28 protein-coding genes and 2 tRNA genes are annotated in these 23,861 nt (G+C 73.9%); 12 read left to right on the top strand and 18 right to left on the bottom strand.

The window, feature by feature from the left end:
* Nucleotides 1-17: 17 nt before the first annotated feature.
* The 3 genes from HD595_RS28250 to HD595_RS28240 all read right to left on the bottom strand — a co-directional run bounded on the left by HD595_RS28250 (nucleotide 18) and on the right by HD595_RS28240 (nucleotide 948).
* Nucleotides 18-90, bottom strand: a tRNA-Ala gene (locus HD595_RS28250).
* A 65-nt stretch (nucleotides 91-155) separates the two neighbouring features.
* On the bottom strand, nucleotides 156-722 hold the full coding sequence (locus HD595_RS28245; protein ID WP_253774161.1) for a Clp protease N-terminal domain-containing protein: 567 nt from the start codon (nucleotides 720-722) through the stop codon (nucleotides 156-158).
* 4 nt (nucleotides 723-726) lie between these two features.
* The gene (locus HD595_RS28240) at nucleotides 727-948 is read right to left on the bottom strand and encodes a helix-turn-helix domain-containing protein (protein ID WP_253774159.1); all 222 of its coding nucleotides are present in this window, start codon (nucleotides 946-948) and stop codon (nucleotides 727-729) included.
* A gap of 52 nt (nucleotides 949-1,000) precedes the next feature.
* Between HD595_RS28240 and HD595_RS28235 the strand changes: the two genes are divergently transcribed.
* The gene (locus HD595_RS28235) at nucleotides 1,001-1,519 is read left to right on the top strand and encodes a dienelactone hydrolase family protein (protein WP_253774157.1); all 519 of its coding nucleotides are present in this window, start codon (nucleotides 1,001-1,003) and stop codon (nucleotides 1,517-1,519) included.
* A 101-nt stretch (nucleotides 1,520-1,620) separates the two neighbouring features.
* On the opposite strand, the gene HD595_RS28230 is transcribed toward HD595_RS28235, so the two are convergent.
* From HD595_RS28230 to HD595_RS28210, 5 genes are all read right to left on the bottom strand, one after another.
* Nucleotides 1,621-2,451: an alanyl-tRNA editing protein gene (locus HD595_RS28230; RefSeq protein WP_253774155.1), complete on the bottom strand. Its 831-nt coding sequence runs from the start codon at nucleotides 2,449-2,451 to the stop codon at nucleotides 1,621-1,623.
* Complete coding sequence (locus HD595_RS28225) at nucleotides 2,448-3,710, bottom strand: CynX/NimT family MFS transporter (RefSeq protein WP_301310803.1); 1,263 nt, start codon at nucleotides 3,708-3,710, stop codon at nucleotides 2,448-2,450. Before HD595_RS28225 ends, HD595_RS28230 begins: the two co-directional genes overlap by 4 nt.
* A gap of 146 nt (nucleotides 3,711-3,856) precedes the next feature.
* Complete coding sequence (locus HD595_RS28220; RefSeq protein ID WP_253774151.1) at nucleotides 3,857-4,498, bottom strand: SRPBCC family protein; 642 nt, start codon at nucleotides 4,496-4,498, stop codon at nucleotides 3,857-3,859.
* Between the two features lie 31 nt (nucleotides 4,499-4,529).
* Nucleotides 4,530-4,910, bottom strand: a complete 381-nt coding sequence (locus HD595_RS28215) for a hypothetical protein (protein WP_253774149.1) — start codon at nucleotides 4,908-4,910, stop codon at nucleotides 4,530-4,532.
* Nucleotides 4,907-5,272, bottom strand: a complete 366-nt coding sequence (locus HD595_RS28210) for a hypothetical protein (protein WP_253774147.1) — start codon at nucleotides 5,270-5,272, stop codon at nucleotides 4,907-4,909. The genes HD595_RS28215 and HD595_RS28210 overlap by 4 nt, the downstream gene beginning before the upstream one ends.
* A gap of 99 nt (nucleotides 5,273-5,371) precedes the next feature.
* Here HD595_RS28210 and HD595_RS28205 point away from each other — a divergent pair, with 99 nt between their 5' ends.
* The gene (locus tag HD595_RS28205) at nucleotides 5,372-5,881 is read left to right on the top strand and encodes a 2-thiouracil desulfurase family protein (RefSeq protein WP_253774145.1); all 510 of its coding nucleotides are present in this window, start codon (nucleotides 5,372-5,374) and stop codon (nucleotides 5,879-5,881) included.
* Nucleotides 5,882-5,888: 7 nt separating this feature from the next.
* Here the strand turns inward: HD595_RS28205 and HD595_RS28200 are convergent, their stop codons facing one another.
* The gene (locus tag HD595_RS28200) at nucleotides 5,889-6,662 is read right to left on the bottom strand and encodes a neutral zinc metallopeptidase (protein WP_253774143.1); all 774 of its coding nucleotides are present in this window, start codon (nucleotides 6,660-6,662) and stop codon (nucleotides 5,889-5,891) included.
* Between the two features lie 213 nt (nucleotides 6,663-6,875).
* Here HD595_RS28200 and nhaA point away from each other — a divergent pair, with 213 nt between their 5' ends.
* From nhaA to HD595_RS28185, 3 genes are read left to right on the top strand one after another with little or no spacing between them, the layout of a single operon-like run.
* Nucleotides 6,876-8,672 carry a Na+/H+ antiporter NhaA gene (gene nhaA, locus HD595_RS28195; RefSeq protein ID WP_253774141.1) on the top strand — a complete coding sequence of 599 codons (1,797 nt, stop codon included), beginning with the start codon at nucleotides 6,876-6,878 and terminating at the stop codon, nucleotides 8,670-8,672.
* 34 nt (nucleotides 8,673-8,706) lie between these two features.
* The gene (locus HD595_RS28190; RefSeq protein ID WP_253774139.1) at nucleotides 8,707-9,147 is read left to right on the top strand and encodes a hypothetical protein; all 441 of its coding nucleotides are present in this window, start codon (nucleotides 8,707-8,709) and stop codon (nucleotides 9,145-9,147) included.
* Nucleotides 9,144-9,461, top strand: a complete 318-nt coding sequence (locus tag HD595_RS28185) for a hypothetical protein (protein WP_253774137.1) — start codon at nucleotides 9,144-9,146, stop codon at nucleotides 9,459-9,461. The genes HD595_RS28190 and HD595_RS28185 overlap by 4 nt, the downstream gene beginning before the upstream one ends.
* Before the next feature lie 21 nt (nucleotides 9,462-9,482).
* Here HD595_RS28185 and HD595_RS28180 read toward each other — a convergent pair whose 3' ends face one another.
* Complete coding sequence (locus HD595_RS28180) at nucleotides 9,483-9,938, bottom strand: hypothetical protein (protein ID WP_253774135.1); 456 nt, start codon at nucleotides 9,936-9,938, stop codon at nucleotides 9,483-9,485.
* A gap of 44 nt (nucleotides 9,939-9,982) precedes the next feature.
* On the opposite strand from HD595_RS28180, the gene HD595_RS28175 reads away from it, so the two are divergent.
* A complete protein-coding gene (locus HD595_RS28175) occupies nucleotides 9,983-11,059 on the top strand; it encodes a helix-turn-helix transcriptional regulator (RefSeq protein ID WP_253774133.1) in 1,077 nt (358 codons plus the stop codon).
* Here the strand turns inward: HD595_RS28175 and HD595_RS28170 are convergent.
* Nucleotides 11,005-11,982: a GNAT family N-acetyltransferase gene (locus HD595_RS28170; protein WP_253774131.1), complete on the bottom strand. Its 978-nt coding sequence runs from the start codon at nucleotides 11,980-11,982 to the stop codon at nucleotides 11,005-11,007. The two genes, HD595_RS28175 and HD595_RS28170, sit on opposite strands and share 55 nt — an antisense overlap.
* A 142-nt stretch (nucleotides 11,983-12,124) precedes the next feature.
* Complete coding sequence (locus tag HD595_RS28165; RefSeq protein WP_253774129.1) at nucleotides 12,125-13,393, bottom strand: cryptochrome/photolyase family protein; 1,269 nt, start codon at nucleotides 13,391-13,393, stop codon at nucleotides 12,125-12,127.
* 176 nt (nucleotides 13,394-13,569) lie between these two features.
* On the opposite strand from HD595_RS28165, the gene HD595_RS28160 reads away from it, so the two are divergent.
* The 3 genes from HD595_RS28160 (at nucleotide 13,570) to HD595_RS28150 (ending at nucleotide 16,257) form a co-directional block, all read left to right on the top strand.
* Nucleotides 13,570-14,655: a MerR family transcriptional regulator gene (locus HD595_RS28160; RefSeq protein ID WP_253774127.1), complete on the top strand. Its 1,086-nt coding sequence runs from the start codon at nucleotides 13,570-13,572 to the stop codon at nucleotides 14,653-14,655.
* Nucleotides 14,656-14,737: 82 nt separating this feature from the next.
* Nucleotides 14,738-15,214, top strand: a complete 477-nt coding sequence (locus HD595_RS28155) for an RNA polymerase sigma factor (protein ID WP_253774125.1) — start codon at nucleotides 14,738-14,740, stop codon at nucleotides 15,212-15,214.
* Complete coding sequence (locus HD595_RS28150; RefSeq protein WP_253774123.1) at nucleotides 15,211-16,257, top strand: YbgA family protein; 1,047 nt, start codon at nucleotides 15,211-15,213, stop codon at nucleotides 16,255-16,257. The genes HD595_RS28155 and HD595_RS28150 overlap by 4 nt, the downstream gene beginning before the upstream one ends.
* A gap of 78 nt (nucleotides 16,258-16,335) precedes the next feature.
* Here the strand turns inward: HD595_RS28150 and HD595_RS28145 are convergent, their stop codons facing one another.
* Nucleotides 16,336-16,878, bottom strand: coding sequence for a fasciclin domain-containing protein (locus tag HD595_RS28145; RefSeq protein ID WP_253774121.1), 543 nt, complete (start codon nucleotides 16,876-16,878; stop codon nucleotides 16,336-16,338).
* A gap of 201 nt (nucleotides 16,879-17,079) precedes the next feature.
* Between HD595_RS28145 and HD595_RS28140 the strand changes: the two genes are divergently transcribed.
* Nucleotides 17,080-17,748 carry an AIM24 family protein gene (locus HD595_RS28140; protein WP_253774119.1) on the top strand — a complete coding sequence of 223 codons (669 nt, stop codon included), beginning with the start codon at nucleotides 17,080-17,082 and terminating at the stop codon, nucleotides 17,746-17,748.
* Nucleotides 17,749-17,812: 64 nt separating this feature from the next.
* Here the strand turns inward: HD595_RS28140 and HD595_RS28135 are convergent.
* From HD595_RS28135 to rsfS, 3 genes are all read right to left on the bottom strand, one after another.
* Nucleotides 17,813-17,885: transfer RNA gene (locus HD595_RS28135), tRNA-Ala, on the bottom strand.
* A 150-nt stretch (nucleotides 17,886-18,035) separates the two neighbouring features.
* Nucleotides 18,036-18,665, bottom strand: a complete 630-nt coding sequence (locus HD595_RS28130; RefSeq protein ID WP_253774118.1) for a histidine phosphatase family protein — start codon at nucleotides 18,663-18,665, stop codon at nucleotides 18,036-18,038.
* Entirely contained in the window at nucleotides 18,662-19,057 is a 396-nt protein-coding gene (rsfS, locus tag HD595_RS28125; RefSeq protein WP_175602652.1) for a ribosome silencing factor, read from the bottom strand. Before rsfS ends, HD595_RS28130 begins: the two co-directional genes overlap by 4 nt.
* A 164-nt stretch (nucleotides 19,058-19,221) precedes the next feature.
* Here rsfS and HD595_RS28120 point away from each other — a divergent pair, with 164 nt between their 5' ends.
* The gene (locus HD595_RS28120) at nucleotides 19,222-19,572 is read left to right on the top strand and encodes a VOC family protein (protein WP_253774116.1); all 351 of its coding nucleotides are present in this window, start codon (nucleotides 19,222-19,224) and stop codon (nucleotides 19,570-19,572) included.
* A 15-nt stretch (nucleotides 19,573-19,587) separates the two neighbouring features.
* On the opposite strand, the gene nadD is transcribed toward HD595_RS28120, so the two are convergent.
* The gene (gene nadD / locus HD595_RS28115; RefSeq protein ID WP_301309618.1) at nucleotides 19,588-20,202 is read right to left on the bottom strand and encodes a nicotinate-nucleotide adenylyltransferase; all 615 of its coding nucleotides are present in this window, start codon (nucleotides 20,200-20,202) and stop codon (nucleotides 19,588-19,590) included.
* Between the two features lie 87 nt (nucleotides 20,203-20,289).
* On the opposite strand from nadD, the gene HD595_RS28110 reads away from it, so the two are divergent.
* On the top strand, nucleotides 20,290-21,321 hold the full coding sequence (locus tag HD595_RS28110; protein ID WP_420540720.1) for a M48 family metallopeptidase: 1,032 nt from the start codon (nucleotides 20,290-20,292) through the stop codon (nucleotides 21,319-21,321).
* A 31-nt stretch (nucleotides 21,322-21,352) separates the two neighbouring features.
* Here the strand turns inward: HD595_RS28110 and HD595_RS28105 are convergent, their stop codons facing one another.
* Entirely contained in the window at nucleotides 21,353-23,767 is a 2,415-nt protein-coding gene (locus HD595_RS28105) for a serine/threonine protein kinase (RefSeq protein WP_253774112.1), read from the bottom strand.
* Nucleotides 23,768-23,861: the final 94 nt, after the last annotated feature.

The raw sequence follows: 23,861 nt of genomic DNA, 5'->3' as shown, positions 1-23,861 counted from the left end.
CGCACCCTCAGTCTGTGTGGAGCTATGGGGATTCGAACCCCAGACCTCCTCCATGCCATGGAGGCGCGCTACCAACTGCGCCATAGCCCCTTGATTCCTCGCCAAGTGTATCGGAGATCCCGCACTCCCCGTGCCACCCTGACGGGAACCATCCGTCAGGCCGCCCGCCGCACCGGCACGCCGAGTTCCAGGGCGAGGGCGCACAGGTCCACCCCGGCGGAGCGCATGATCCGCGCCGCGCCGTTGGCGCCGTCGGCCAGCAGGCCCCACAGCAGGCTCTCCCCGGTCACCGGGCCGGGCCGCCAGCGGGCGACCTCCACCACCTTGCGCGCGTGCATGGCCAGCGGGATCGACCCCAGCGGCCCGTGCAGCGTCATCCTGAGCGGCCGCAGCGGCGAGCGCGTGAGCCGCCACCGGTCCGGGTCGTCGGCGCCGGCGCGGGTGTGACGGCGTACCTCGTCGAGGTCGATGCCGAGCGTCGCGAGCAGCGCCCGCGCGTCCGGCCCCGTGTCGACGCGGGCGCCGATCTGCTCGCGCGTGGCGGTGAACGAGGCGAGGCCGAAGGGACGCGTCTCGGCGAGGGCCAGCAGGATGGCTCCGGTGGTCAGCGCCGGATGGCCGGCGTCGAGCGCGATCGTGCCCGCCCTGACCATGGCGCGGCGCGCGGGCGGGGTGAAGTCGGTCAGGCCCCGGGGCGGGGCCGGGTGTCCGTGGGGCGGCATCGCGTCACCTTCCGAGTCTGCGGGCGTGCTTGCGGTGGACCGTCTGGCGCTTCACGCCGAGCGCGTCGGCGATCCGCTCCCAGGACCAGCCGCGGTCCCGGGCGTTGGACACGTGCGTCGCCTCCAGCTCCTCCAGCAGCGTCCTGAGGGTCGCGACCGCCGCGAGCCCCACGCCGGGGTCGGGGTCGGCGGCGGCGCGGGCCAGATCGGTGGCGTTCGCGGTCATGGTGTCAGCATATGCTGACACGGCGCGTTTGTCGCCATATGCTGACGAACGCGTGACGACGGAGCGTGTCCACGACCGGCGCGAGCCGCTCGGTGATGACCAGGTCACGGCTGGCCACCGCGGCCCGCCCCTTGTCGGTGATCGCGGTGATGACCCGCCGCCCGTCGGCCGGGTCGGGGTCGCGGGCCACGCGCCCGCGCCGGTTCAGCTCACGGGCATCCAGGCCGACATCATGGCCGCGGCCGAGCGGCTCGGCCGCCCGGCGGTGGCGCTGGGATTCTGCAGGGGCGGGCGCAACGCGTTCCTCGCCTCCGCGCCGCGGTTCGGGTTCGCCGGGGTGATCGGCTTCTACGGCGTGCCGGGCATCGCGGGCCCGTACGGGCCGGGGCCCACCCAGCAGGCGGACGAGCTGTCGGCGCCGACCTCGGCCTGTTCGGCGGCCGGGGTGAGGCACGAGCTGGTCACCTGTCCGGGCGCGGCGCACGGCTTCTTCGACGCCGAGTACGGCGAGCACCGCGCGGCCTGCGAGGACGACTGGAAGCGGGTGCTGGAGTTCCTGACCGCCGCCTGACGGGCCGGTCCCCTGACGGGCCGGTCCCCTGACGGGCCGGTCGCCTGACGGGCCACTCGGCGTCAGAAAGGCCGGGCGGCGTCAGACCGACCGGCCGGAGGTCAGCGGGTCACGGTGGTGCGCATGGTCAGGGTGGTGCCCTCCTCCAGGGCCAGCTCCACCGTGACCGCTCCCAGCTCGGAGGTGCGCGTCACGTGCGTGCCGCCGCACGGGATCGACGCCTCGCCCTCGGGCAGCGAGCAGTGCCAGGTACGTCGGGCCGTCAGCTCCGGGCCGGGCACGTCGAGCCGTACCGGGGCGTCGGCCGCCACCCACGCCTTGAGCCGGTCGTTCACCGCGGCGGCCACCTCGGCGAGCGCCGTGTCGAGGCCCTCGGCCGTGAAGCCCTTCTTCCGCAGCGACTTGCCGAGCCGGTAGACGTCCACGCTGGCGTCCGGCTCGATGCGGGAGGAGGTGATCGCCGTCTGGTCGAAGTCGGGACGGCCGAGCGCGTCCAGGGCCGGCTCCTTGCGCCAGCGGTCGGCCAGCGCGGCGTTCAGGGCGAGGGCGGCCAGGTGGCAGGCGGTGTGCCCGGCCGACAGGGCCGCGCGGTAGGCGGGGTCCACGGCCAGGTCGACGCTGTCGCCGACGGGCAGCGGCGCGTCGGTGACGTGGACGACGAGCCACTGCCAGCCCTCGGCGCCGCGCCGCGCCGGGATGTCGGCTCCGAGGTGGATCTCGCCGTCCGACCAGGCGCCGGTCACGCAGTCGACGACCGGCAGCCCGCCGATCGTGCCGCGGTCGGCGGGCTGGTCGGGCCAGGTGTGGTCGAGGGGGTGGAACGGGGTCTCGGAGACGACGAGGCCGTGCCGCTCCCCCACCGGCACGGTCCCGACGATCCGCGAGAGGCCGCTGACCTGGCCCGCGGGGAAGGTGACGACAGTGGAGTTCACGCCGGAATTGTCGCAGGTTCGGCGTCCACGCGTTCCCGCTGCTCGTCCTCGATGAAGCGCCGCCGGCCCGCGTACAGGCCGGTGACGAGCTGCGCGGCCAGCACGACGAAGATCATCGCGTACGGCAGCGACCACCCGCCCGTGAGCTCGCGCAGCAGGCCCACGGCGAGCGGCCCGGCGCCGGCCATGAGGTAGCCGGCGCTCTGCCCGAAGGCGGACAGCGCGGCGGTGGCCTCGGCGGTGCGGGTGCGCAGGCCCAGCATCATGAGCGCCAGCGGGAACGAGCCCATGCCGAGCGCGATGAGGACCACCCACACCATGGCGGTCGAGAGGGGCGCCAGCCACAGCCCGAGGAAGCCGGCCGCGTACGCCGCGACGAGACCGACCACCACGGGCCGCTGGTCGCGGAAGCGGGAGGCGACGACGGGGACGAGGATCGAGACGGGGATGTTGAGCGCGGTGAAGACGCCGAGCACGAACCCGGCCTCACCGGTGCTGTAGCCGCCGTCGGTGAGGATCGTGGGCAGCCAGCCGAACATGATGTACGCGATCATCGACTGGGTGCCGAAGTAGACGGCGATCGTCCAGGCCAGGCGGCTGCGGGCGAGCCCGCGCAGCCCGGCGGGAGCGGCGCCCGGAGCCGCCTCCCCACGGGTCCGGCGGCGGGCCGGGTCGCTGCGCAGCAGCGCGAGCCACGGCAGGGTGGCCACGGCGGCCAGGGCGGCCCACACGCCGAGCGCGATGTGCCAGTCGCCCGAGGCCCGCTCGATCGGCACGGTGGCCGCGGCGGCCAGCATCGTGCCGGCCGCGAGCGCGGTCGTGTAGACGGTGGTCATGATCCCGGTACGGGCCGGGAAGTGGCGCTTGATCAGGGTGGGGATGAGGACGTTGCCGACCGCGCCGCCGGACAGCGCGACGGCGCTGCTCAGCAGGAAGACCGGCGCGGAGTCCACCAGCGCCCGGACCAGCAGGCCCGCGCCGAGGGTGACGAGGGCGAGGAGGAGCAGCCGGTGCTCGCCGATCCGCCGCGACAGCGTGGGGGTGATCGCGCCGACCGTGGCGAAGGCGAGCACGGGTAGCGTGGTGAGGAGTCCGGTGCCGACGCTCGTCATGCCGAGTCCCTGGGCGAGCTGGTCGAGCAGCGGTCCCACGCTGGTCACGGCCGTGCGGAGGTTCAGGGCGGCGAGAACGATTCCCAGCACCAGGAGCCAGGCGAGGGGGCCGGTCCTGCCTCGGGACTCATGGGTGAGCACGCTCATCTGGGGGAGATCCTCCACTCATCAAATCATGGGACGAATGGCAATCTTAACAGCCCCAAAACGGGCATTTATTCCTGACGCATGACAAAGCCCCCGGGATGCCCGGGGGCTCTGCGGTCGAAGGGATCGTCCCTTACGCCGTGCGGCTACAGAACCGGACGCGGCGGCTGGGGCGGAGTGTCGTGCGGCCCGAGCGGCCCGGGCGGCGGAAGCGTGGGGCCACCGGCGCCGGGCGGCGCGTAGTCCTCGCCGCCGATCGTGCCGGGCGGCACCTGCTGCCCCGTGCCGGGCGGGACCGTCGGGTCGCCGGTGCCCAGGGTGGAGCCGTGCTGGTGCGGGCCGGGAACGTCGCCGCGCCACGCGCCGGTCTCGCCGCCGCGCGACTCGATGAACTGCTTGAAGCGCTCCATGTCGTTGCGGACACGGAGGCGTACGAGTTGCAGGGCGTCAGCGGCCGTCTCGAGGAAGCCCTCGGGGTCGTACTCCATCTGGAGCGTGACCTTGGTGGTGTCCTCGTCGATGCGGTGGAAGGTCACCACGCCGGCCTGCCGAGGCTTGTCGACCGAGTGCCAGGCGATGCGCTCGTCCGGGTGCTGCTCGGAGATCTCCGCCTCGAACTCGCGCTTCACACCGGCGATCTCGGTGATCCACGCGGTGCGCGTGTCCGTGAGCTGCTTGACCGATTCGACCCCTTCCATGAATTCGGGGAAGCTCTCGAACTGCGTCCACTGGTTGTAGGCGACCCTGACAGGAACGTTGACGTCTACCGAGTGTTCGATCGTGCTCATGGTGTTCGCCTCTGCCCCTGAAGGGCTTGCGTTAACGCCTGCGCAGCAACCAGTAGAGGCCCACGAACGGGAGCACGAGAGGGATGAACAGGTAGCCCTTGCCGTACACCGACCAGACCGTCGCCTCCGGGAAGGCGGCCGGATCGAGGACGCTGGCCGTGCCGATGACCAGCACCCCGGCCAGCTCCACGAACAGCGCCACCAGCGCCAGCCTGCGCGCACCGCGCGCCAGCGCGACCGTGAGCAGGATGTAGACGAGCGCGGCGAAGGCCGACAGCGAGTAGGCGAGCGGCGCCTCGCCGAAGCGGGTGAGGATCTGCACCGTGGCCCGCGCGCCTGCCGCCAGCGCGAACAGCCCGTAGACGGCCAGCAGAGCCCGGCCCGGCCCGGTGCCGATGGACGGGGAGGTCACGGCATGCCCTGCCAGATCTGCAGCAGCCGCGCCGTCATCACCGCGATCGCGAACCCGGCCACGGCGAGGATCCCCGACCCCCACCGGCTGCGCTCGGCCAGCGCCAGGAACACCCCGGCGGGCGGGATGACCACCTCGCCGGCGAGGTAGCCGAACAGCGTGCCCTTGGACACGTGCGCCCCCTCTCCCCCGGCGACGGCCGCGATCACGATGCCCGCCTGGACGAGCACGGCCACCTCCAGCACGGCGAACCCGACCAGCAGGACCATGCCCATGGACCGGTCACGGATCGCGTTGACCAGGCTCGCCAGCATGAGCAGCAGGGAGCCGGCGATGACGATCGTGGCCACGGTGGTGTTCATCGCGCAAAAGGCTATCGCCCGCCGCCCCCGCCCCCGGATCCGGCGGGCCGCCGTCAAGGCGGCGGACGCGCACGGGCTGCGGGTCCGTAGGATCGAGGCATGGAGAGGATCCTGGTCAGCGCGTGCCTGATGGGCCGGCGGGTGCGCTACGACGGCGGGGCCAAGACGAGCTCCGACGCGCGGCTGGCCGGATGGCGCGAGGAGGGGCGGCTGGTGCCGTTCTGTCCCGAGGTGGAGGGCGGCCTGCCGACGCCGCGGCCCGCGGCCGAGATCGAGGCCGGCGCGGGCGGCGCCGCCGTGCTGGCGGGCGCCGCCCGGGTGCTGGCCGCCGACGGCTCCGACGTCACCACGCACTTCCTGGAGGGCGCGCGACTGGCGCTGTCGGCGGCCCGCGCCTCCGGGGCGCGGCTGGCGGTGCTGAAGGAGGGCAGCCCGTCGTGCGGGACGCTGTCGATCTACGACGGCGCGTTCCAGGGGCGGCGCGTGCCCGGCCAGGGCGTCACCACGGCGCTGCTGGAGGCCAACGGCGTCCGCGTCTTCACCGAGGACCAGATCGCCGAGGCCGCCACCTACCTCGACACCCTGGAGGCCGGCGGCCGATCGCTCTGACGGCCCTTCAGGAGACCTGGGAGGACGGCGCCGCCCACGTGTTGCACGCCCCCGGGTCCGCCGCGGCGTATCCGCGCCTCATCCACCGCTTGATGGTGCCCGTCGTGCCGAAGTAGCGCGGCTCGCCGCGCCGGTCGCCCTGCACGAGCGCCAGCAGGTCGTCCCAGTCGCGCCGGGTCCGGCGGTCGAGCGGCCACACGCTCTTCAGCCAGGCCGTCGCAAGGCACGCGGTCTGCAGGCTCTCGCGCCGCATCACCTCACGCCAGTGCGTCTTGTTCCGGTACGGCTCCTTGTCGGTCGCCGCGCGAATACCGATCACATTCTGTACGTGATAGCCGTACATGCCGGCGGTCATGTCCGCGAGCCACAGGTCGTACGGATTCGCGGCCCAGTCCTTGCCGATCTGGAACGCGATGGTGTCCGTTCTGTCGCAGTAGTACGCCATCGACTCGTCCGAGCCGATCTCCATTCCGCAGTACTTCTTGGGAATGTGTCCGTAATGCTTCACCCGGACCTTCCGGAAGGGCAGCCCGGCGGCGGTGAGGTGCTGTTCCCAGGTGGCGTCGAGGCAGCCGACGATGCCGGTGACGTAGGCCCGGACGGAGGCCAGGTCACGGGCTCTGACCTGCCGCTCCTTGCATTTCACCGTGGGCAGCGCGCCCTTGTCGTAGAGCGGGTGCGCGGTCAGTTCCGCGCCTTTGACGGGAGCCTCGGCCACCGCCGTTCCGGTCATCGAGAACGTCATCGGCAGCGCGGCGACTGCGGCGGTCGCGGCGGTCACGCGTAATCTCATGGGGCGCGACGATAGACCCAAGATCATGTAGCGGGCAAGTGGATTACCGCGCGAAATCCCGCCCTATTCCGAGAGTCGTTTTCCGGCGCCATTCCGTGGTCAATTCCGGCGCGTTCCGCCGGCGATGCGGCGCCGCCCGCCGGACCGCGCCGCCGGGCCACGCGCGAACGCCCCCTATCATCGGACGCCGGGGGGATCGGAATGTTGCGGGCGTTCTTCAGGACCGAGGCGGGCAGCACGAGCGTGCTGCTCGGCGCGACCCTGCTCGCGCTCGTGTGGGCGAACTCGCCGTGGAGCGCCACGTACGAGGCGTTCTGGCACATCCCCATGGGCCTGTCGTTCGACGGCGCCGTCTTCTCCCTCGACCTGCGCCACTGGGTCAACGACGGCCTGATGGCGCTGTTCTTCTTCCTCATCGGCCTGGAGGCGTCGTACGAGGTGCGGCTGGGCCAGCTCCAGGACCGGCGGCTGCTCGCGGTCCCCGCCCTGGCCGCCTTCGGCGGGATGATCGCCCCCGCGGCCGTCTACCTCGCGCTGAACGCGGGCGGGCCGGGCGCCGGGGGCTGGGGCGTGCCGATCGCCACCGACACCGCGTTCGTGCTCGGCCTGCTGGCCGTGGTGGGCGCCCGCTGCCCGGAGCCGCTGCGCGCGTTCCTGCTCACGCTGGCGATCGTGGACGACGTGCTGGCGATCATCATCATCGCCGTCTTCTACACCCGCGACCTGTCGGTGATCGCCCTGGTGGTGGCGGCGGTGCTGCTCGCGGCCATCATGACGCTGCGGAAGCTGCGGATCTGGCGGGCGCCGGCCTACATCGTGCTCGGGTTCGGGCTGTGGGTGGCCACGCTGGAGAGCGGCGTGCATCCCACGCTGGTGGGCATCGCGCTCGGCGTGCTCGTGTTCGTGTACGCGCCGAGCGAGTACAAGCTGCTGGCCGCCGGCGAGGCCGTCCAGGGACTCACCAGCGACCCGAACGCCCGCGCCGCCCGTGAGGCGGCGCGCAAGGTGCGGATGGCCGTGTCGGTGAACGAGCGGCTGCAGCTCCAGCTCCACCCGTGGAGCAGCTACGTGATCGTGCCGCTGTTCGCGCTGGCCAACGCGGGTGTCCGGCTCGACGCCGAGACGCTGCGCCAGGCGGTGACCTCGCCCGTCACGATCGGGGTGGCGGCGGGGCTGCTGCTCGGCAAGTTCGCCGGGATCTCGCTCGGCACCTGGCTGCCGCTGCGCCTCGGCTGGGGCCTGCTGCCGGGCAACCTCGTGTGGGGCCAGCTCCTCGGCGGGGCGGCGGTGTCGGGCATCGGGTTCACGGTGTCGCTGTTCATCGTGGACCTCGCCTTCACCGACCCGTCCGTGCAGGCCCAGGCCAAGATCGGCATCCTCGCCGGCTCGCTGCTGTCGGCGCTGACCGGCTGGATCGCGTTCCGGCTGGCGTGGGACCGGGGCGGCGTGTGCGCGCCGCCCGAGGCGGAGCCGGAGGAGGAGCTGCCCGTCCTGCTCGCCGAGCCGGTCGGGCCGGACGACCACGTGCGCGGCCCCGCCGACGCCAAGGTCACGATCGTGGAGTACGGCGACTTCGAGTGCCCCTACTGCGGCCGGCTGGAGCCGATCCTGGACGAGCTGCTGCGCAGGCACCCGGACGTCCGCCTGGTGTTCCGGCACTTCCCCCTGCGCACGCTGCACCCGAGGGCCATGGCGGCCGCGCTGGTGTCGGAGGCGGCGGCGGGGAAGGGGAGGTTCTGGGAGATGCACGACGTGCTCTTCGCCAACCAGCGGTTCCTGACCGACGCCGACCTCGGCCGCTACGCCGCCGAGCTGGACGTCGAGCCGTTCCCGGACGTGCCGGCGCAGGCGGCGCGCATCGCCAGGGACGAGGAGTCGGGCCGGGCGGGCGGCGTGCGCGGGACGCCGACGCTGTTCGTCAACGGCGTCCGCTACCAAGGTGGCCTGGATCTGGTGTCGATCACGCGTGCGGTGGAAGAACAGGAACAGTCCGTATAAACGGCACGAGCCTGAGTCACCGCGGAGAGCCACCATGGGCCTGCTCTACAACGCCATAGCGTTCCTGTTATCGCTCCTTCCCGCCCTGGCGCTGATCACGGGCATCATCCTGACGGCCCGCGCCCGGCGCGAACACGGCAAGGCCGCCATGATCGGGCTGTGGGGCTGTCTCGTGCTGCTGCTCGCGCTCGTCATGCGCCTCGTGTGGTCGCTGGTGGTCCCCCATCTGGTGGGCTCCGGCGGCATGGACACGTTCCAGATCGTCATGCTGCTGCACAGCGCGATCGACGCGCTGCTCACCATGACCGGATTCGGCCTGCTGATCTGGGCCGTGGTCGCCCGCCGCGCCCACCCCGGCGCCGCGGCGCCCGAAGCGCACCTCTCCGCCCCGCACGCTCCCGCCTGGCAGACCCCGCCCTGGGAGGCCCCCGCTCCGCACCAGCCCCACCCCCCGTACGGCCAGGAGCCCCGATGACCGCCGACCGCCCCCTTCCGGACGACCCCGACGCCCGCAGGACCGTCCACATCCCCGTCCCGGCCCAGAGCCCGCCTCCCGACGAGGAGGCTCCGGCCGAGCCGCCCCGGCACACCCCGCATCCGTCGCTCACCGAGGACACGGGCACGCGCCGCCTGCCGTACACGCCGGACATGCTGCCCGACGTGCCCGTCTACGAGGCCGAGCCGGCCCGCTCGCCGGGCGTGCGCTGGGTGCTCGTGGTGGGCGGCGCCCTGCTCGTGCTGGCCGCGGTGGCCCTTCTCGTGATCCTCTGGGCCGGCGGCCAGCAGTAGCCGAGTCGTGGCGGGCGGGGTTCAGGCCCGGGTGAGGTCCATCGTCCAGTTGGTCTCCCAGGTCTGCTCCCCGTCCGCCGAGAACGCCTGCTCCCACCGGCAGGAGTCCGGGCCCTGGACGAGCCAGACGAACCGGCAGCGGACGGGCGTGCCCTCGTGCTCGTCGTCGGCGTGGAACTCGCCCCGGTCCCCCTCGAACCGGCCCACCACGGGCGGCAGGCCGAGCACGCCCCGGGCGCTGTTGGCCCAGTAGATGGACCACAGCTCCGTGGCGGGGTCGAAGATCCGGACGGTCAGCCCGGAGAAGCCCATCGTGGGGAAGACGATCTCGTCGACGTTCGCGGCGCCGTCGAAGTGCCGGCTGCAGGTGGACCGGCCCGGGAACTCCTCCCACTGGTCGCTGCCGGTCAGCCTGCCGACGAGACGGCGGTTGCGGACGTCCCAGGTGCCGATGAGGAAGTCGAAGTCGTTGTTCACGCGGCCGAACCTAGGGCCGGGTCACTGACAGGTAGTGTCAGTGGGTGCGCGCCTCCCGTCTCGTCTCCATCCTGCTGCTCCTGCAGACGCGCGGCCGGATGACCGCGCGCGAGCTGGCCGAGCGGCTGGAGGTCTCGGTGCGCACGATCTACCGCGACGTCGAGTCGCTGCACGCCGCCGGCATCCCCCTGTACGGCGACGCGGGCCCGAGCGGCGGCTACCGGTTGCTCGACGGCTACCGCACCCGGCTGACCGGGCTGACGGCCGACGAGGCCGAGTCGCTGTTCCTCGCCGGGCTGCCCGGCCCGGCCGCCGAGCTGGGGCTGGGCGCGGTGGTGACGGCCGCGCAGCTCAAGCTGATGGCCGCGCTGCCCGTCGAGCTGCGCGACCGGGCCGGCCGGATCCAGGAGCGGTTCCTGCTGGACGCGCCGTCGTGGTACCGCGACGCCGAGCCGGTCACCCATCTGCCGGCCGTGGCCGCCGCCGTGTGGGAGGAGCACGCGGTGCGGGTCAGGTACCGCCGCTGGAAGGCGCCGCAGGAGGTGGAGCGGCGGCTGGAGCCGTACGGGCTGGTGGTCAAGGCCGGGCGGTGGTACGTCGTGGCCCGCTGCGGCGGGCAGGTGCGCACGTACCGGGTGTCACAGATCCTGGAGCTGCATCCGCTGCGCGAGGAGCGCTTCGTCCGGCCGCCCGGCTTCGACTTGGCGGCCCACTGGGAGGCGTACCGGGCGGAGTTCGAGGCCCGGCTGCGGCGCGGCGAGGCCGTGGTGCGGCTGTCGCCGCGCGGACTGGAGCGGGTGCCCGACCTCATGACGCCCGGGGTCGTGGCGGCCGTCCGGGCTACGGCCGCGCCGCCGGACGCGGAAGGGTGGACGCGGGTGACGGTGCCCATCGAGTCGGTGGGGCACGCGACGGGCGAGTTGCTGCGCCTCGGCACGGACGTGGAGGTGCTGGAGCCGCCGGAGCTGCGTCACGCGCTCGCGGCCACCGTCCGCGCCCTCACCGCCCTCTACGCGGGCCGGGACACGCCTGCCGACGGGGGCCGGTTCGCGCCGCGACCGGCCCGTCAGACCGGTTCCGCGGTACGGCGCATGACGTGGAAGCGGCGCGTGACCTCGTAGCCCGCCTTCGTGTAGAGGCGGGCGGCCGGCCCCGTCCCGCCCGTCCACAGGAACCACGACGAGTGCAGCCCCTCGGCGCGCATCATGGTCATCGCGCCGTGCAGCAGGATCGCGCCGATCCCGGTCCCCCGCTCGGCCGGGTCGACGCCGAACGGCCCGAACCGCTCGGCGATGCCCCGGTACGCCCCGTACGCGGCGAACCCGACGATCCCCTCCCGCGCCTCCTTCTCCGGCGCCTCCTTCTCCCGCACCGCCACGAGCAGGCGCGCCGGATTCCCGTGCCGCCTGATCGCCTCGCCCCACTCGGGGCTGAACACCCCCGCCGCGAACCGGATCAGCTCCGGCAATTCGCCGTCGAGGGGCCGCCGGAAGCCGTAGCCCTCGCTCTCGCGGCGCTCACGGAGCGCGCGCACCTCGTCGGGCATGACGTACGCGGCCAGGCCGCGGTCCATGGCGACCGGCCGGGAGAACGTCTCGAACCCCGCCCGCCGCAGCAGCGCGCAACCCGCCGGATAGCGCTCGGGATCGGCGCCGGGGAGCACGTAGTGGGGCGTGTAGCAGGCGAACTCGACCCGGGTGCGCCCATGGCCGGCCAGCCAGGCGAGGGCCTCGTCGAGGAGCCGCCGGCCGAGCCCGCCGCCCCGGTGCTCCGGCGCCACGAACAGGAACGGGATCCAGCCCGTCCCCGGCTCCAGCCCCGTGCCGGGGGCGAGCGGCGTCAGCCGGCGCACCGCGTACGCGCCCCCGGCCACCTCACCGGCGTCCGTGACGGCGACGCGCAGGCCCTCGGGGTCGAAGTTCGGGTCGAGCAGCACGCAGTCGCGGAACCAGCCGGGGGTGGTGGGGTCGGCCGGCATGGCGCGGTTCCAGGCGTCGACCAGGGCGCCCTCGTCGCCCGCCGCGAAGCCCCGTACGACGGTCATCGGGAGCCTCCACCGGGGCACGCGGGCGCGATCACGACGCCAGCCTCCCAGACCCGCCGCCCGCGCCCCAAGATCCGTTACGCCTCCGTTACGGAGGCGCGGGAGACGCGGGAGGCCGAGTGGCCGCGAGGCGCGGGGGCGCTCAGGCGGCGCGGAGGTGCTGCGGCTGCGGGTATCCGCGGATCGGCACGGGCGAGCGCCACGGCTCGTGGACGAACCGCACCGGCACGTCCGCCAGCTCGGGCACGTACCTGCGCACGTACCCGCCGTCGGGGTCGAAGCGAGTGGCCTGCCGGATGGCGTTGAAGCCCCGGTTGGGCCGCGTGTCGTTGCCCGTGCCGGCCACCCACTGCCAGTTGCCGGAGTTGTCGGCCACCTCACCGTCGAGCAGCAGCTCGAAGAAGTGCGCGGCACCGGTGCGCCAGTCGACGCCCAGCTCCCTGACCAGGTAGCCGGCGGTGATGAGGCGGGCCCGGTTGTGCATCCAGCCCTCGGCGCGAAGCTGCCTCATGCCCGCGTCCACGATGGGCACCCCGGTGGCGCCCTCCTTCCAGGCTGCCACGGCGTCGGCGTCGTCATGCCAGTGCCGGCCCCTCGGCCGGTAGTCGCGGCGGTTCAGCTCGGGGAAGGCCAGCGTGACCTGGTGGTGGAAGTCGCGCCAGCACAGTTGCCTGACGAACTCCTCGCCCGGCAGCCCGGCCAGCTCCAGCGGCGACAGGCAGCCGAAGCGGATGTACGGGCTGAGCCGGGAGGTGCGGTCGGCGGCCATGTCGTCGCGCCGGCCCGCGTAGCCGGCCAGCCCGTCGCGGACCCACCGCTCCAGCCGTGCCCGGGCCTGCCCCTCCCCGCCCCGCGCGCCGTGCGGAGGGCCGTCGTGCGGCGACCCGTCCGGGATGTCGCCCGGGTCCAGGCCGGGCGGGAGCGTGACCGAGGCCGGGGCCTGCGCGGCGGTCCGGCGCCGCGCCGCGCACCACGCCCGCCAGTAGGGGGTGAACACGCGGTAGTGGTCGCCGCCCCCGGCGGGCAGCAGCTCGCCGGGCGGGACCACGGTCACGCCGGGGAACGTCCGGAACGCGAACGGCCCGTCCGCCAGCCGCCGCTCCCTGTCCCGGGCCAGCGCGCTGACGTCCGCGGTGGCGTGGACGGCCCGCGCCCCCGTCTCGCGGGCCAGCCGGACCGTCTCGGCCACGGCGTCGCCCCGCCGCACCACCAGGTCGCCGCCGCGGGCGCGCAGCGCCTCTCGCAGGTCCCGCAGGCAGTCCAGCAGGAACGGCATGCGAAGCCCGGCGGGCACGGCCGGGTCGAGCACGAACAGCGGCACCACGTGACGCGCCCGCGCGCACGCCTCGGCCAGCGCCGGATGGTCGTGCAGGCGCAGATCCCGGTTGAAGAGCACGATGGCGGTGTCCATACGGGGGTCTTCGGCGGCGGGCCGCCGCCGGTTGCAACCCGCGAGGGCCGGCCGCCGGTCGCGACTCACGCGGTCGGCCGCCGCTCGCAACCCGGATGGCCGGCCGCCGGTTGCAACTCGCAGGGGCCGGCGTCCGAAAGAATGGGCGGGCGTCGGCGAAGGACGGGGACACCTGCATGGACGAGACGGGCTCGGCGGGCGCCGCCGAGGAGCCGGGATACGGCATCGGGGCCGTGTCGCGGCGGCTCGGCGTGCCCGCGCCGACGCTGCGCACGTGGAACCTGCGCTACGGCATCGGCCCGAGCCGCCGCAGCCCCGGCGGCCACCGCCGCTACGACCGGGCCGACCTGGCCCGGCTGGAGGAGATGAGCCGCCTGGTCCACTCCGGCGTCCCGCCGGCCGACGCCGCCCGCCAGGCGCTGCGCGTCACCGTCCCACCGGCTCTCCCCGCGTCACGAGAGGGCGTCGAGCCGGCCTCCCCCGCGCCGGAGGAGGGCGCCGCCGATGAGGCCCGCCCGGGTGAGCGGGCCGAGACCGGCGGCGGAGACGAGCGGGCGCGGATCGCGGGCGGGGGCGAGCGGGCCCGGATGGCGGGCGGGGGCGAGCCGCCCCGGATCGGGGGCGAGCGGGCCCGGATCGGGGGCGAGCCGGGGAACGTGCCCTCGGCCGCGATGCTGGCCAGGGCCGCGACGGCGCTGGACGGCCGGACGGTGACCGACGGCCTGGCCGCCGCCCTGGCCCGGCTCGGCGTCGTGCCCACCTGGGACCGCCTGGCGTGTCCCGTGTTCGACGCGATCAGCCGCAGGCAGGACGAGACCGGCGCCGGGATCGACGTCGAGCACCTGTTCTCCGAGCGGCTGCTGGCCGCCTTGCACCCGCTGGCCGCCCGCCCCGCCCACCCGGTCAACGACCGTCCCGTGCTGCTGGCCTGCGCGGAGGAGGAGCAGCACAGCCTGCCCGTCCACGCGCTGGCCGCCGCGCTCGCCACCGACCGGCGGATCGACACGCGCGTGCTCGGCGCCCGCACCCCGCACGCCGCGCTGGCCGCCGCGATGCGCCGCCTCGGCCCCGACGTCGTCTTCGTCTGGTCGCACCAGGCCGATACGGGCGACCCGGCCCCGCTGGCCGCGCTTCCGGCGCTGCGCCCGCCGGCCCGGATCGTCGTCGGCGGCCCCGGCTGGTGGCCGGACCTCCCGCCCCGGGTCACGCGCGTGGCCTCGCTGCGGGACGCCGTCACCGTCGTCGCCGACGCGCTGCGCTGATCTCCCTGCCCTTGGTTGCCCATCACCGCCCGGTTCGCGTTGAATAAGTTTTGAAGAGGTTATCCGAGGAAGGGTGGAGCGCATGGAACCGCTCGCCGAGTGTTTTCGCACCCACGGCCCCCTGGTCCGCTCGTACCTGCGCCGGCTCGTCCCGCCAGGAGAGATCGACGACCTGACGCAGGTGGTGTTCATCGAGGTCTGGCGGTGCAGGCACCGCTACGACCCCGGGCGCAGCCTGGAGGCGTGGGTGCTGGGCATCGCCCGCAAGCGCGCCGTGGACCACCTGCGCGCCCGCCGCCCCACCGTGCCGCTGGATGCCGCCGGAGAGCCGGCGGGCGACGACGGCCGCGAGGAGTGCGAGGAGGTCGCGCGGCGCGACCTGGTCCGCAGGGCGCTGTCCGAGCTGCCGGCCGCGCAGCGCGAGGCCATCGCGCTCGCCTACTACGGCGACCTCAGCCAGCGCGAGATCTCCGAGCGGCTGCGCGTGCCGCTCGGCACCGTCAAGGCCCGCACCGCCCGCGGGCTGCACCGCCTGTCCACGCTGCTGGAGGCCGCATGACCCCCGGCCGCGTGACTCCCAGCCGCATGACCCCCGGCCGCGTGGCCCCCGGCGGCGCGGTGGACGGCACCGTCCACGGCACGGCCGGCCTGGTCAGGCCCAGGGTCGCGGTCTCCAGTTGCCTGCTCGGGGAGCCGGTGCGCTTCAACGGCGGCCACAGCCGCGACCGCTTCCTGTCCGGCCCGCTCGACCCGTACGTCGACTGGGTGCCGATCTGCCCCGAGATGGAGCTGGGCCTCGGCACCCCGCGGGAGACGCTCCGCCTGGAACGCTCGCCGTCGGGCCCGCGCCTGATGACCAGGAAGACCCGCGCCGACCTCACCGGCCGCATGACGGCCCTGGCCGAGGCCCGCGCCGCGGCCCTCGACGTGGACGGCTACGTGTTCAAGGCGCGGAGTCCCACCTGCGGCGTCCACGGCATCCCGCTCTACCCGGGCGCGGACGGGCCGCCGCTCGACCGGCGGCAGCGGGGCGTGTTCGCCGCGGCGGTCGTCGAGGCGCACCCGCTGCTGCCCGTCGAGGACGAGGGACGGCTGAACGACGCCGTGCTCCGCGAGGCGTTCGTGGAGCGGATCTTCGCCCACGCCCGGCTGCGCGCGCTGCTGGCCGGCGACTGGCGGGCGCGCGACCTGGTGGCCTTCCACACCCGGCACAAGATGCAGCTCCTCGCGCACGACCCGGCGGGCTACCGCGCCGCCGGCACCGTCGTGGCCCGCGCCGGGGCCCTGCCGCGCGCGGAGACGGCCGCCGCCTACGCGGGCGCGTTCCGCGCGGCGTTCGCCCACCGGGCCCGGACCGGACGCAACGTCAACGCCCTCCAGCACTGCCTGGGGATGCTCGGCCTCGACCGGGCCCGGCGCGACCACCTGACCGGCGTCATCGGCTCCTACCGGGCCGGTCTGCTGCCGCTCAGCGTGCCGGCCGCCCTGATCCGGCACGACGCCGAGGGCGAGGACAACCCGGGGGCGGCCTACGTGCGCCGCCAGACGTTCCTGTCGCCGTACCCGGAGGAACTGGCCCTGCGCCACCACGTCGCCGCCTGAACGACCGCGGACGCGCGACGAGCGCCGACGCGCACGAACGCGGCGGCCACTCCGGCTCGCCGCGTCCGCCCCACGCCGCTACTCCGGCATGAGCACCTTGTCGATGACATAGACGGAGGCGTTGAGCGTCGGCACATTGCCGCACAGCACCTTCGCCTGGTTCACCGTGTAGTCCTCCCCCGCCCCCTTCACGTGCACCGTGCCGCCCTCCAAGGTGGTCAGCCGGGCGTCGGACAGGTCGTCCGGCGTCTGCCTGCCCTCGACCACGTGGTAGGTCAGGATCTTCGTCAGCGCCTGCCGGTCGGCGAGGACCTTGTTCAGCGTGTCCTTGGGCACCGCCGCGAACGCCTGGTCGGTCGGCGCGAAGACCGTGACGTCCGAGGTGGAGTTGAGCTTGTCCGTGAGACCGGCCTGCTTGATCGCGCTGACCAGCGTGGACAGCTCCGGCACCTGGGAGGCCGCGGTCACCACCGGCGTGCCGGTGATCGCCGCGACGTCACTCTCGCCGGCGGCCGGACAGCCGGGGCCGATCGGCGCGCCCGGCGAGGACGCGGACGCGCCGGGCGCGCCCGCGAGGGTCGCGGACAGCCCGAGCGCCGCCGCGAGCAGAAATCTCTTCACTGGTCGTCGTTCCCCTCGATGGAGTCTGTGGCGAGGCGGCTGCGACGCCTCGTCCCTTTCCCTCTCCTCCGCTACGCGGGGACGTTCTGGACGCGCCGCCCATCCCAAAAGGGAGTAAAGGCCGCGGGAACCCGGGCGGCGCGCCGTTCGTCACCCTGGTACCGGCCGCACCCGGACCGGCACGTCACAGAAAGAGGCCCCATGCGCAGCGCGCTCTTCGGCAATCTCGGGTCCGAGCAGGGACACGCCACCTTCGCCCTGCAGAACTCCAAGATGCTCCGCGTCCAGCTCCCGCCCGAGGTGCTGGCGCGTCAGGGGTCGATGGTCGCCTTCCAGGGCCGCATGGACTTCGCGTACGAGGGCGCGGGCGGCGTGGGCAAGCTGCTGAAGAAGGTCGTGACCGGGGAGGGCGCGCCGCTCATGCGCGTCACCGGCGAGGGCACGCTGTTCCTCGCAGACAACGCCGACGACATCCACCTGTTCTACCTGGAGAACGAGGCCCTGACCGTCAACGGCCGCAACCTGCTGGCCCTCGACGCCGGGCTCACCTGGGACATCAACCGGGTCCAGGGCGCGGGGATCGCCGCGGGCGGCCTGTTCAACATGACGATCGGCGGCACCGGCTGGGTGGCGGTCACCGCGCACGGCGCTCCGGTGATGCTGGACGCCTCGCGGGCGCCGACGTTCGCCGACGGCCAGTCGGCCGTGTGCTGGAGCGCCGGGCTGCACGTGGGGATCAACCGCACGTTCAAGGCGGGCGCGCTGATCGGCCGGGGCAGCGGCGAGGCCGTCCAGCTCGCCTTCCAGGGCCAGGGGTTCGTGCTCGTGCAGGCCAGCGAGGGCCATCCCGTCCCCCGCCCCGGCCAGTGAGGCCCGGCGGGCTCGCGGAGAAACGACGAGGTCCCGCCCACCGGGCGGGACCTCGTGTCTGCTGTGGAGCTATGGGGATTCGAACCCCAGACCTCCTCCATGCCATGGAGGCGCGCTACCAACTGCGCCATAGCCCCTGGTCACCGTCCACGAGTGCTCTCGTCAACGGCGCTCGGGAAGCATATAGCCATCCGTACGATTCGCCTAATCGCGACGCCCGATCGCGGCGCCTGATCGCGGCGAGGGCCCGCACCGTCCCGGACGGCGGCGCGCGGCCCGTCGCCGGGTCAGGTCTGGGCGTCGGGCCGGTCGTCGCTGCTGATCGGCTCGGGCAGCGTGCCCGCGTTGTGCTCCAGCAGCCGCCATCCCTTGCGGCCCTCCTGGAGCACCGACCACGAGCAGTTGCCCAGGCCGCCCAGCGCCGGCCACAGCTCCTCGGGCAGCCCGAGGAGCTCGCAGATGCCGAGCCGCAGCGCGGCGCCGTGGGACGCGATCACCAGCAGGCCGTCGTCGTCAAGCCTGGCGGCCCAGCGGCGCATCGCGGCGGCGACGCGCGCCGCCACGTCGGTGACCGGCTCACCGTCCGGGGCCTCCCAGGCGACGTACTCCTCCGGCCAGCGGGCGGCGATCTCGTCGCGGGTGAGGCCCTCCCACTGCCCGCCACCCCGTTCGCGGAAGTCCTTGTCGACGGCCACGTCGAGGCCGACGAGCCGGCCGAGCGCGAGCGCGGTGTCGTTGGCCCGCTGGAGGTCGGACGAGACGATCATGCTGGGGCGCAGCGACGCGAGCAGCGACGCCGCCCGGGCGGCCTGCGCCTGCCCGGTCTCGTCCAGGGGGATGTCGGAGTGTCCCTGGAAGCGGTGCTCGACGTTCCACAGCGTCTGCCCGTGCCGGAGGCAGACGATCCGCTTGCTCAACTCCTGGCCCGCTGCATGTTGGCCTGCATCACGCTCTCCGGCAGCGTGATCGCCGGGCAGTCCTTCCACAGCCGCTCCAGGGCGTAGAAGGTGCGGTCCTCCTCGTGCTGGACGTGCACGACGATGTCGAGGAAGTCGAGGAGGACCCAGCGGCCCTCGCGCTCGCCCTCGCGGCGGACGGGCTTGGCGTCGGCCTCGGTGCGCAGCCTCTCCTCGATCTCGTCGACGATGGCGCGGACCTGGCGGTCGTTGGTGGCGGAGCAGAGCAGGAAGGCGTCGGTGATGACGAGCTGCTCGCTCACGTCGTAGGCGAGAATGTCGTCGGCCAGCTTGTCCGCCGCTGCCTCGGCGGCGATCCTGACCAGCTGGACGGCTCTGTCGGATGCGGTCACGATGCGGGTCTGTCCTCCTGTGTCGGCAAAACTGCCCTGTGTTGAGCCTACCCTTCTCCGCCGTAACCCCTCACTCCCGCCACGGAAGCCCTGGGCGTACACGGTGTGAACAGGGGCACGCCAAGATGGCGCCATCCGTGCACGCCGCCGAGGAGGAACCGCCCATGTCCGTACGCCGTGTCGTCCCGAACGTCCACTCCGACGCCCCGCGCGAGAGCGCCGCGTTCTACGGCCTGCTCGGCCTGGAGGAGGTCATGAACCACGGCTGGATCGTGACCCTCGCCTCACCCGCCCACCCCGGCGCCCAGGTCAGTCTCATGGCCGAGGACCTGACCGCCCCCGTCGTCCCGGACCTGAGCATCGAGGTGGACGACGTGGACGCGGCCTACGAGGCGGTGCGGGCGAGCGGGGCCGAGATCGTGCACCCGCTGCGCGACGAGGAGTGGGGTGTGCGGCGTTTCTTCGCCCGCGACCCGAACGGCCGCGTGGTCAACGTCCTCAGCCACCGGCGCTGACCGGCGGGCGGCCGGTCAGTCCTGGCGGTAGAGGTTGCGCTTGTTGATGTACTGCACGATGCCGTCCGGGACGAGGTACCAGATCGGCTCGCCGTCGGCCACGCGCTGCCGGCACTCCGAGGACGAGATGGCCAGGGCGGGGATCTCCAGCAGGGTGACCTTGCCCTCGGGCAGGCCGGGGTCGTGCAGCGTGTGGCCGGGGCGGGTGCAGCCCACGAAGTGCGCCAGGCCGAACAGCTCGCTCGCGTCCTGCCAGGTGAGGATGGCGCCGAGGGCGTCGGCGCCGGTGATGAAGAACAGCTCGGCGTCGGGCCCGTACGCGCGCGAGATGTCGCGCAGCGTGTCGATGGTGAAGGTCGGGCCGGGCCGGTCGACGTCCACCCGGCTGACCGAGAACCGCGGGTTGGACGCGGTGGCGATCACCGTCATCAGGTAGCGGTCCTCGGGCGCCGACACCTCGCGCTCCGACTTCTGGTACGGCCGGCCCGTCGGGACGAACACGACCTCGTCGAGCTCGAAGTGGTGCGCCACCTCGCTGGCGGCGACCAGGTGACCGTGGTGGATGGGGTCGAACGTCCCACCCATCACTCCCACGCGTCGCTTCCCCTGGATACCAGGCGCATTCATCATGAGTCGGACCTTACGCGGGACCCCTACCCGAAGATGAGGGGACCCCCCTCGGCGAGACCCGCGCGCGGCCCCCGATGCCGACGTAGCATGCCGGGCATGACGACCACCCCGGACCGCAACCGCGTCCAACTGCCCGGCATCTCGTCCCGTGCCTACGAACACCCCGCAGACCGGTCGGCCCTGGTCGCTCTGCGGAAGCTGAGCGGGTTCGACACGGTCCTCAAGCAGATGTCCGGTCTCATCAGCGAGCGCCGGCTGCGCCTGATGTACCTCGCCTCGTCCGTACGGGTGAGCGAGACCCAGTTCCGCTCCCTGTACGACATGGGGCGCGACGCCGCCTACACCCTCGACCTGCACCGGATCCCCGAGATCTACGTCCAGCAGGACCCGCAGGTCCAGGCCAAGGCCATCGGCTTCGACGACCCGTTCATCGTCGTGACCACCGGTCTGCTCAACCTCATGAACGAGGAGGAGCAGCGCTTCGTCATCGGCCACGAGACCGCCCACATCCTGTCGGGGCACGCGGTCTACCGCACCATGCTCGACATCCTCACCCGCCTGGCCACCCGCGTCGCGTGGATCCCGCTCGGCTACATCGGGCTGCGCGCCATCGTGGCGGGCCTGGAGGAGTGGTACCGCAAGTCGGAGCTGTCGTGCGACCGCGGCGGCCTGCTCGTCGGGCAGGACCCGGACACCGCCAAGCGCGCCCTGATGAAGCTGGCCGGCGGCGCCTACACCCACGAGATGAACATCGAGGCGTTCCTGGAGCAGTACCACGAGTACGACACCGCGGGCGACCTGCGCGACGGCTTCCTCAAGGTCCTCAACCTGCTCGGCACCACCCACCCGTTCGCCGTGGTGCGCGTGGCCGAGCTGGACAAGTGGCAGCGCAGCGGTGAGTACGACCGGATCATCGCCGGCGACTACCCGCGCCGCGAGGACGACGCCAACGCCCGCGTCACCGACGAGGTCAAGGCGGCTGCCGAGTCCTACCGCGCCTCCTGGTCGCAGTCGCAGGACCCGTTCATCGGGGTGCTGCGCGACGTGGCCGAGGGCGCGGTCAACGCCGGCGAGCGCATCTTCAACCGCTTCTCCCGCCGCGACGGCGGCCAGGGCTGACCCTCCTGGAAGAGCCGGGAGCGGGCGGGCTCTAGAGCAGCAGGGAGATCGCGCGCACGGCGGCCGCGCACAGGGCGACGAACCCGCCCAGCACGGCCAGTGCGCGCAGCCCCTCACGGCGCAGCTCCGGCAGCCGGGCGCCGATCCGCTCGATCTCGCGGCCGGTGATGCCGCCGCACAACATCCCGAACACCACGCCGGCGGCGGTCACCGGCGCGGGCTGCTGCCACCAGTCGGAGCCGATCTGGCCGCCGCCGGTGAGCCAGAGCGCCCCGCCCGCCGCCACCACGACGGGCACGCCCGGCCACACCGCCGCCGTCACGGCCGAACCGGTCGCGGCGAACGGGAACAACACCACCCGCAGCGCCACCCGCCAGCGCCGTGACGCGCGGTTGCGGACCATCCAGTGGCTCATCCAGATGGCCCGCGTCAGCACCACGAACACCGCCGTGACGCCGATCGAGGCGATCGGCCACATCACCGACGCCACCACGCACGGCACGGCCAGCACCGCCAGCAGCAGGAGGGCGGCGTTGCCCGCGGGCAGCGACGTGGTGCCCGGCTCCGAACGGAACCGGGCGGCGCGGCCGCCTCTCGCCTGGGCGGCCGCCGCCTTGGCGCGGGCCCGCGCGGTCACCGGCTTGGCGCCCTCGGCGGTCCGGCCGCGGGTCTTGGCCTCGGCCCGGCCGCGTGGCGCGGGCACCTTCCCCTCGGCGGCGGTGCGGGCCCGGGTGCCTCCGTCGGCGACGGCGCGCCCGCGGGCGACGGCCTCGCCGGTCGTGCGGGGCCGCGGGGTGACGTCCCCGGTCGTGCGCGCTCGCGCGGCCTCGGCGGCCGTACGGGTGCGGGCGACCTCGGCGGCCGGTCTGGGGCGTGCGGTGGCGTCGCCCGCCGGCCTGGGACGCGGCGTGGCCTCTCCGCCGCCGCCCGTCCGGGGGCGTGGCGTGACGTCTCCGGTGGCGCCCGTCCGGGGACGCGGCGTGTCTCCGGTGGCACCGGACCTCGGGCGTGCGGTGGTGTCGCCGGCGCCCGTCCTCGACCTCGGCGTGACGTCACCGGTGGAGCCGGCCCTGGGGCGCGGCGTGAGGTCTCCGGCGGCGCCCGTACGGGTGCGCGGACCGTCGGCGCTCGCCCGGCCACGGGGTGGCGGGACGTCGCCGTCCTGCGCGGAACGGGCGCGGGCGCCCGGGTCGGCCGCGGCGCGCCCACGGGCCGCCGCGTCGCCTCCCGCGCGGCCGGCCGGCTCTCCGCCGCGTGGACGCGGCCCCGAGTCACCCGTGCGCGGCCCCGAGTCGCCGCTCCCCCGGGTACGCGAGCCAGGCTCGCCACCGGCGCGCGCACGCGGCCCGGAGTCCCCGGGGCGCAGGCGCGGACCCGAGTCTCCCGGGCGCGGACGAGAACCGGAGTCCCCGGTGCGCGGGCGGGAACCGGAGTCTCCCGGGCGCGGACGCGGGCGTGGGTCGGAGTCGCCGGTACGCGGGTCCGCGTCACCGGCGGAGCGGCCACGGGGACCGGTGTCGCCGCCCGCCCGGCCCCTCGGCGCCGGGGAGCGCCCGTCCTCACGGTGCGCGTCGTCGGCCGCCGGAGCGCGTGTGTCCTCGGCCACGGGGGCCGCGAGCAGCCCCTTCGACGCCTTGGTGGAGCGGGAGCGGCCGGTCACCCGGGCCAGCCGCGACAGCCGGTCGGCCAGCAGCGCCGCCGTGGGCCGCTTGGCGGGCTCGCGGTTGAGCGCCGCGCGCACCAGCGGCAGCAGCGCCACGGGCACGCCCTTGAGGTCGGCCTGGCCGTTCAGCACCGCGTACATCTGCGCCTCGGGCGTGCCGCGCCCGAAGGCCGGGCGGCCCGTCGCCGCGAAGGCCACCGTCGCCGCCCAGGCGTGGATGTCGGCCGGCGACTCGACCGGCTCGTCGGCGAAGACCTCCGGCGCGGTGTACCCGGGGGTGCCGAGGAAGGTGCCGGTCAGCGTGAGCCGGGTGGCGTCGTGCACCTGCGCGATGCCGAAGTCGATGAGGACCGGGCCCTCGGCGCCCATGATGATGTTGGCCGGCTTCAGGTCGCGGTGGACCACCCCGGCGGCGTGGATGATCGCCAGGGCGGCGGCGATGCCCTGCGCCATGTCCACGAGGTTGGCCATGTCGAGCGGGCCGTCCTGGCGGACGCGGTCGAGGAGCGTGACCCCCTCGATGTTCTCCATGACGAGGTACGGCCGGGCGCAGTCGAGGTCGGCGTCGAGCACCTTGGCGACGTACGGGCTCTCCACCCGGCGGAGCGCACGAACTTCGCGTTCCAGCCGAATCCTGGACGAATCATCCTGAGCGAGCTCGTGCAGAACCTTCAGTGCGACTCTTTCGCCGCGCCGGGAGCCGGCGAGGTAGACCTCGCCCATGCCACCCCGGCCGAGCCGCTCGAGCAAGGTATACGGCCCGACCTTGCCGAGCTTGCTCACCGTCCCTCCCTGCCGGGCACGCCCATAAGGGGCACAACCTTAGCGCCGGAAGGGCCGGTGTTGTCCGAGGCGCGCCGAGAGTTTCCCTCGCCGT

The organism is Nonomuraea roseoviolacea subsp. carminata (genome assembly GCF_024172185.1).
Taxonomy (GTDB): Bacteria; Actinomycetota; Actinomycetes; order Streptosporangiales; family Streptosporangiaceae; genus Nonomuraea; species Nonomuraea roseoviolacea.
The sequence above is the reverse complement of the archived record's forward strand: the minus strand, read 5'-3'. Positions and strand labels throughout refer to the sequence as shown.

Excerpts from the sequence above, each read along its gene's own strand:
- nadD (WP_301309618.1), bottom strand. The coding sequence starts at position 20,202 with ATGATGAATGCGCCTGGTATCCAGGGGAAGCGACGCGTGGGAGTGATG.
- HD595_RS28210 (WP_253774147.1), bottom strand. The coding sequence starts at position 5,272 with ATGAACACCACCGTGGCCACGATCGTCATCGCCGGCTCCCTGCTGCTC.
- HD595_RS28185 (WP_253774137.1), top strand. The coding sequence starts at position 9,144 with ATGACCGCCGACCGCCCCCTTCCGGACGACCCCGACGCCCGCAGGACC.
- HD595_RS28140 (WP_253774119.1), top strand. The coding sequence starts at position 17,080 with ATGCGCAGCGCGCTCTTCGGCAATCTCGGGTCCGAGCAGGGACACGCC.
- HD595_RS28225 (WP_301310803.1), bottom strand. The coding sequence starts at position 3,710 with ATGAGCGTGCTCACCCATGAGTCCCGAGGCAGGACCGGCCCCCTCGCC.
- HD595_RS28155 (WP_253774125.1), top strand. The coding sequence starts at position 14,738 with ATGGAACCGCTCGCCGAGTGTTTTCGCACCCACGGCCCCCTGGTCCGC.
- HD595_RS28160 (WP_253774127.1), top strand. The coding sequence starts at position 13,570 with ATGGACGAGACGGGCTCGGCGGGCGCCGCCGAGGAGCCGGGATACGGC.
- HD595_RS28220 (WP_253774151.1), bottom strand. The coding sequence starts at position 4,498 with ATGAGCACGATCGAACACTCGGTAGACGTCAACGTTCCTGTCAGGGTC.
- HD595_RS28205 (WP_253774145.1), top strand. The coding sequence starts at position 5,372 with ATGGAGAGGATCCTGGTCAGCGCGTGCCTGATGGGCCGGCGGGTGCGC.
- HD595_RS28110 (WP_420540720.1), top strand. The coding sequence starts at position 20,290 with ATGCCGGGCATGACGACCACCCCGGACCGCAACCGCGTCCAACTGCCC.
- nhaA (WP_253774141.1), top strand. The coding sequence starts at position 6,876 with ATGTTGCGGGCGTTCTTCAGGACCGAGGCGGGCAGCACGAGCGTGCTG.
- HD595_RS28165 (WP_253774129.1), bottom strand. The coding sequence starts at position 13,393 with ATGGACACCGCCATCGTGCTCTTCAACCGGGATCTGCGCCTGCACGAC.
- HD595_RS28190 (WP_253774139.1), top strand. The coding sequence starts at position 8,707 with ATGGGCCTGCTCTACAACGCCATAGCGTTCCTGTTATCGCTCCTTCCC.
- HD595_RS28170 (WP_253774131.1), bottom strand. The coding sequence starts at position 11,982 with ATGACCGTCGTACGGGGCTTCGCGGCGGGCGACGAGGGCGCCCTGGTC.
- HD595_RS28150 (WP_253774123.1), top strand. The coding sequence starts at position 15,211 with ATGACCCCCGGCCGCGTGACTCCCAGCCGCATGACCCCCGGCCGCGTG.
- HD595_RS28245 (WP_253774161.1), bottom strand. The coding sequence starts at position 722 with ATGCCGCCCCACGGACACCCGGCCCCGCCCCGGGGCCTGACCGACTTC.
- HD595_RS28240 (WP_253774159.1), bottom strand. The coding sequence starts at position 948 with ATGACCGCGAACGCCACCGATCTGGCCCGCGCCGCCGCCGACCCCGAC.
- HD595_RS28120 (WP_253774116.1), top strand. The coding sequence starts at position 19,222 with ATGTCCGTACGCCGTGTCGTCCCGAACGTCCACTCCGACGCCCCGCGC.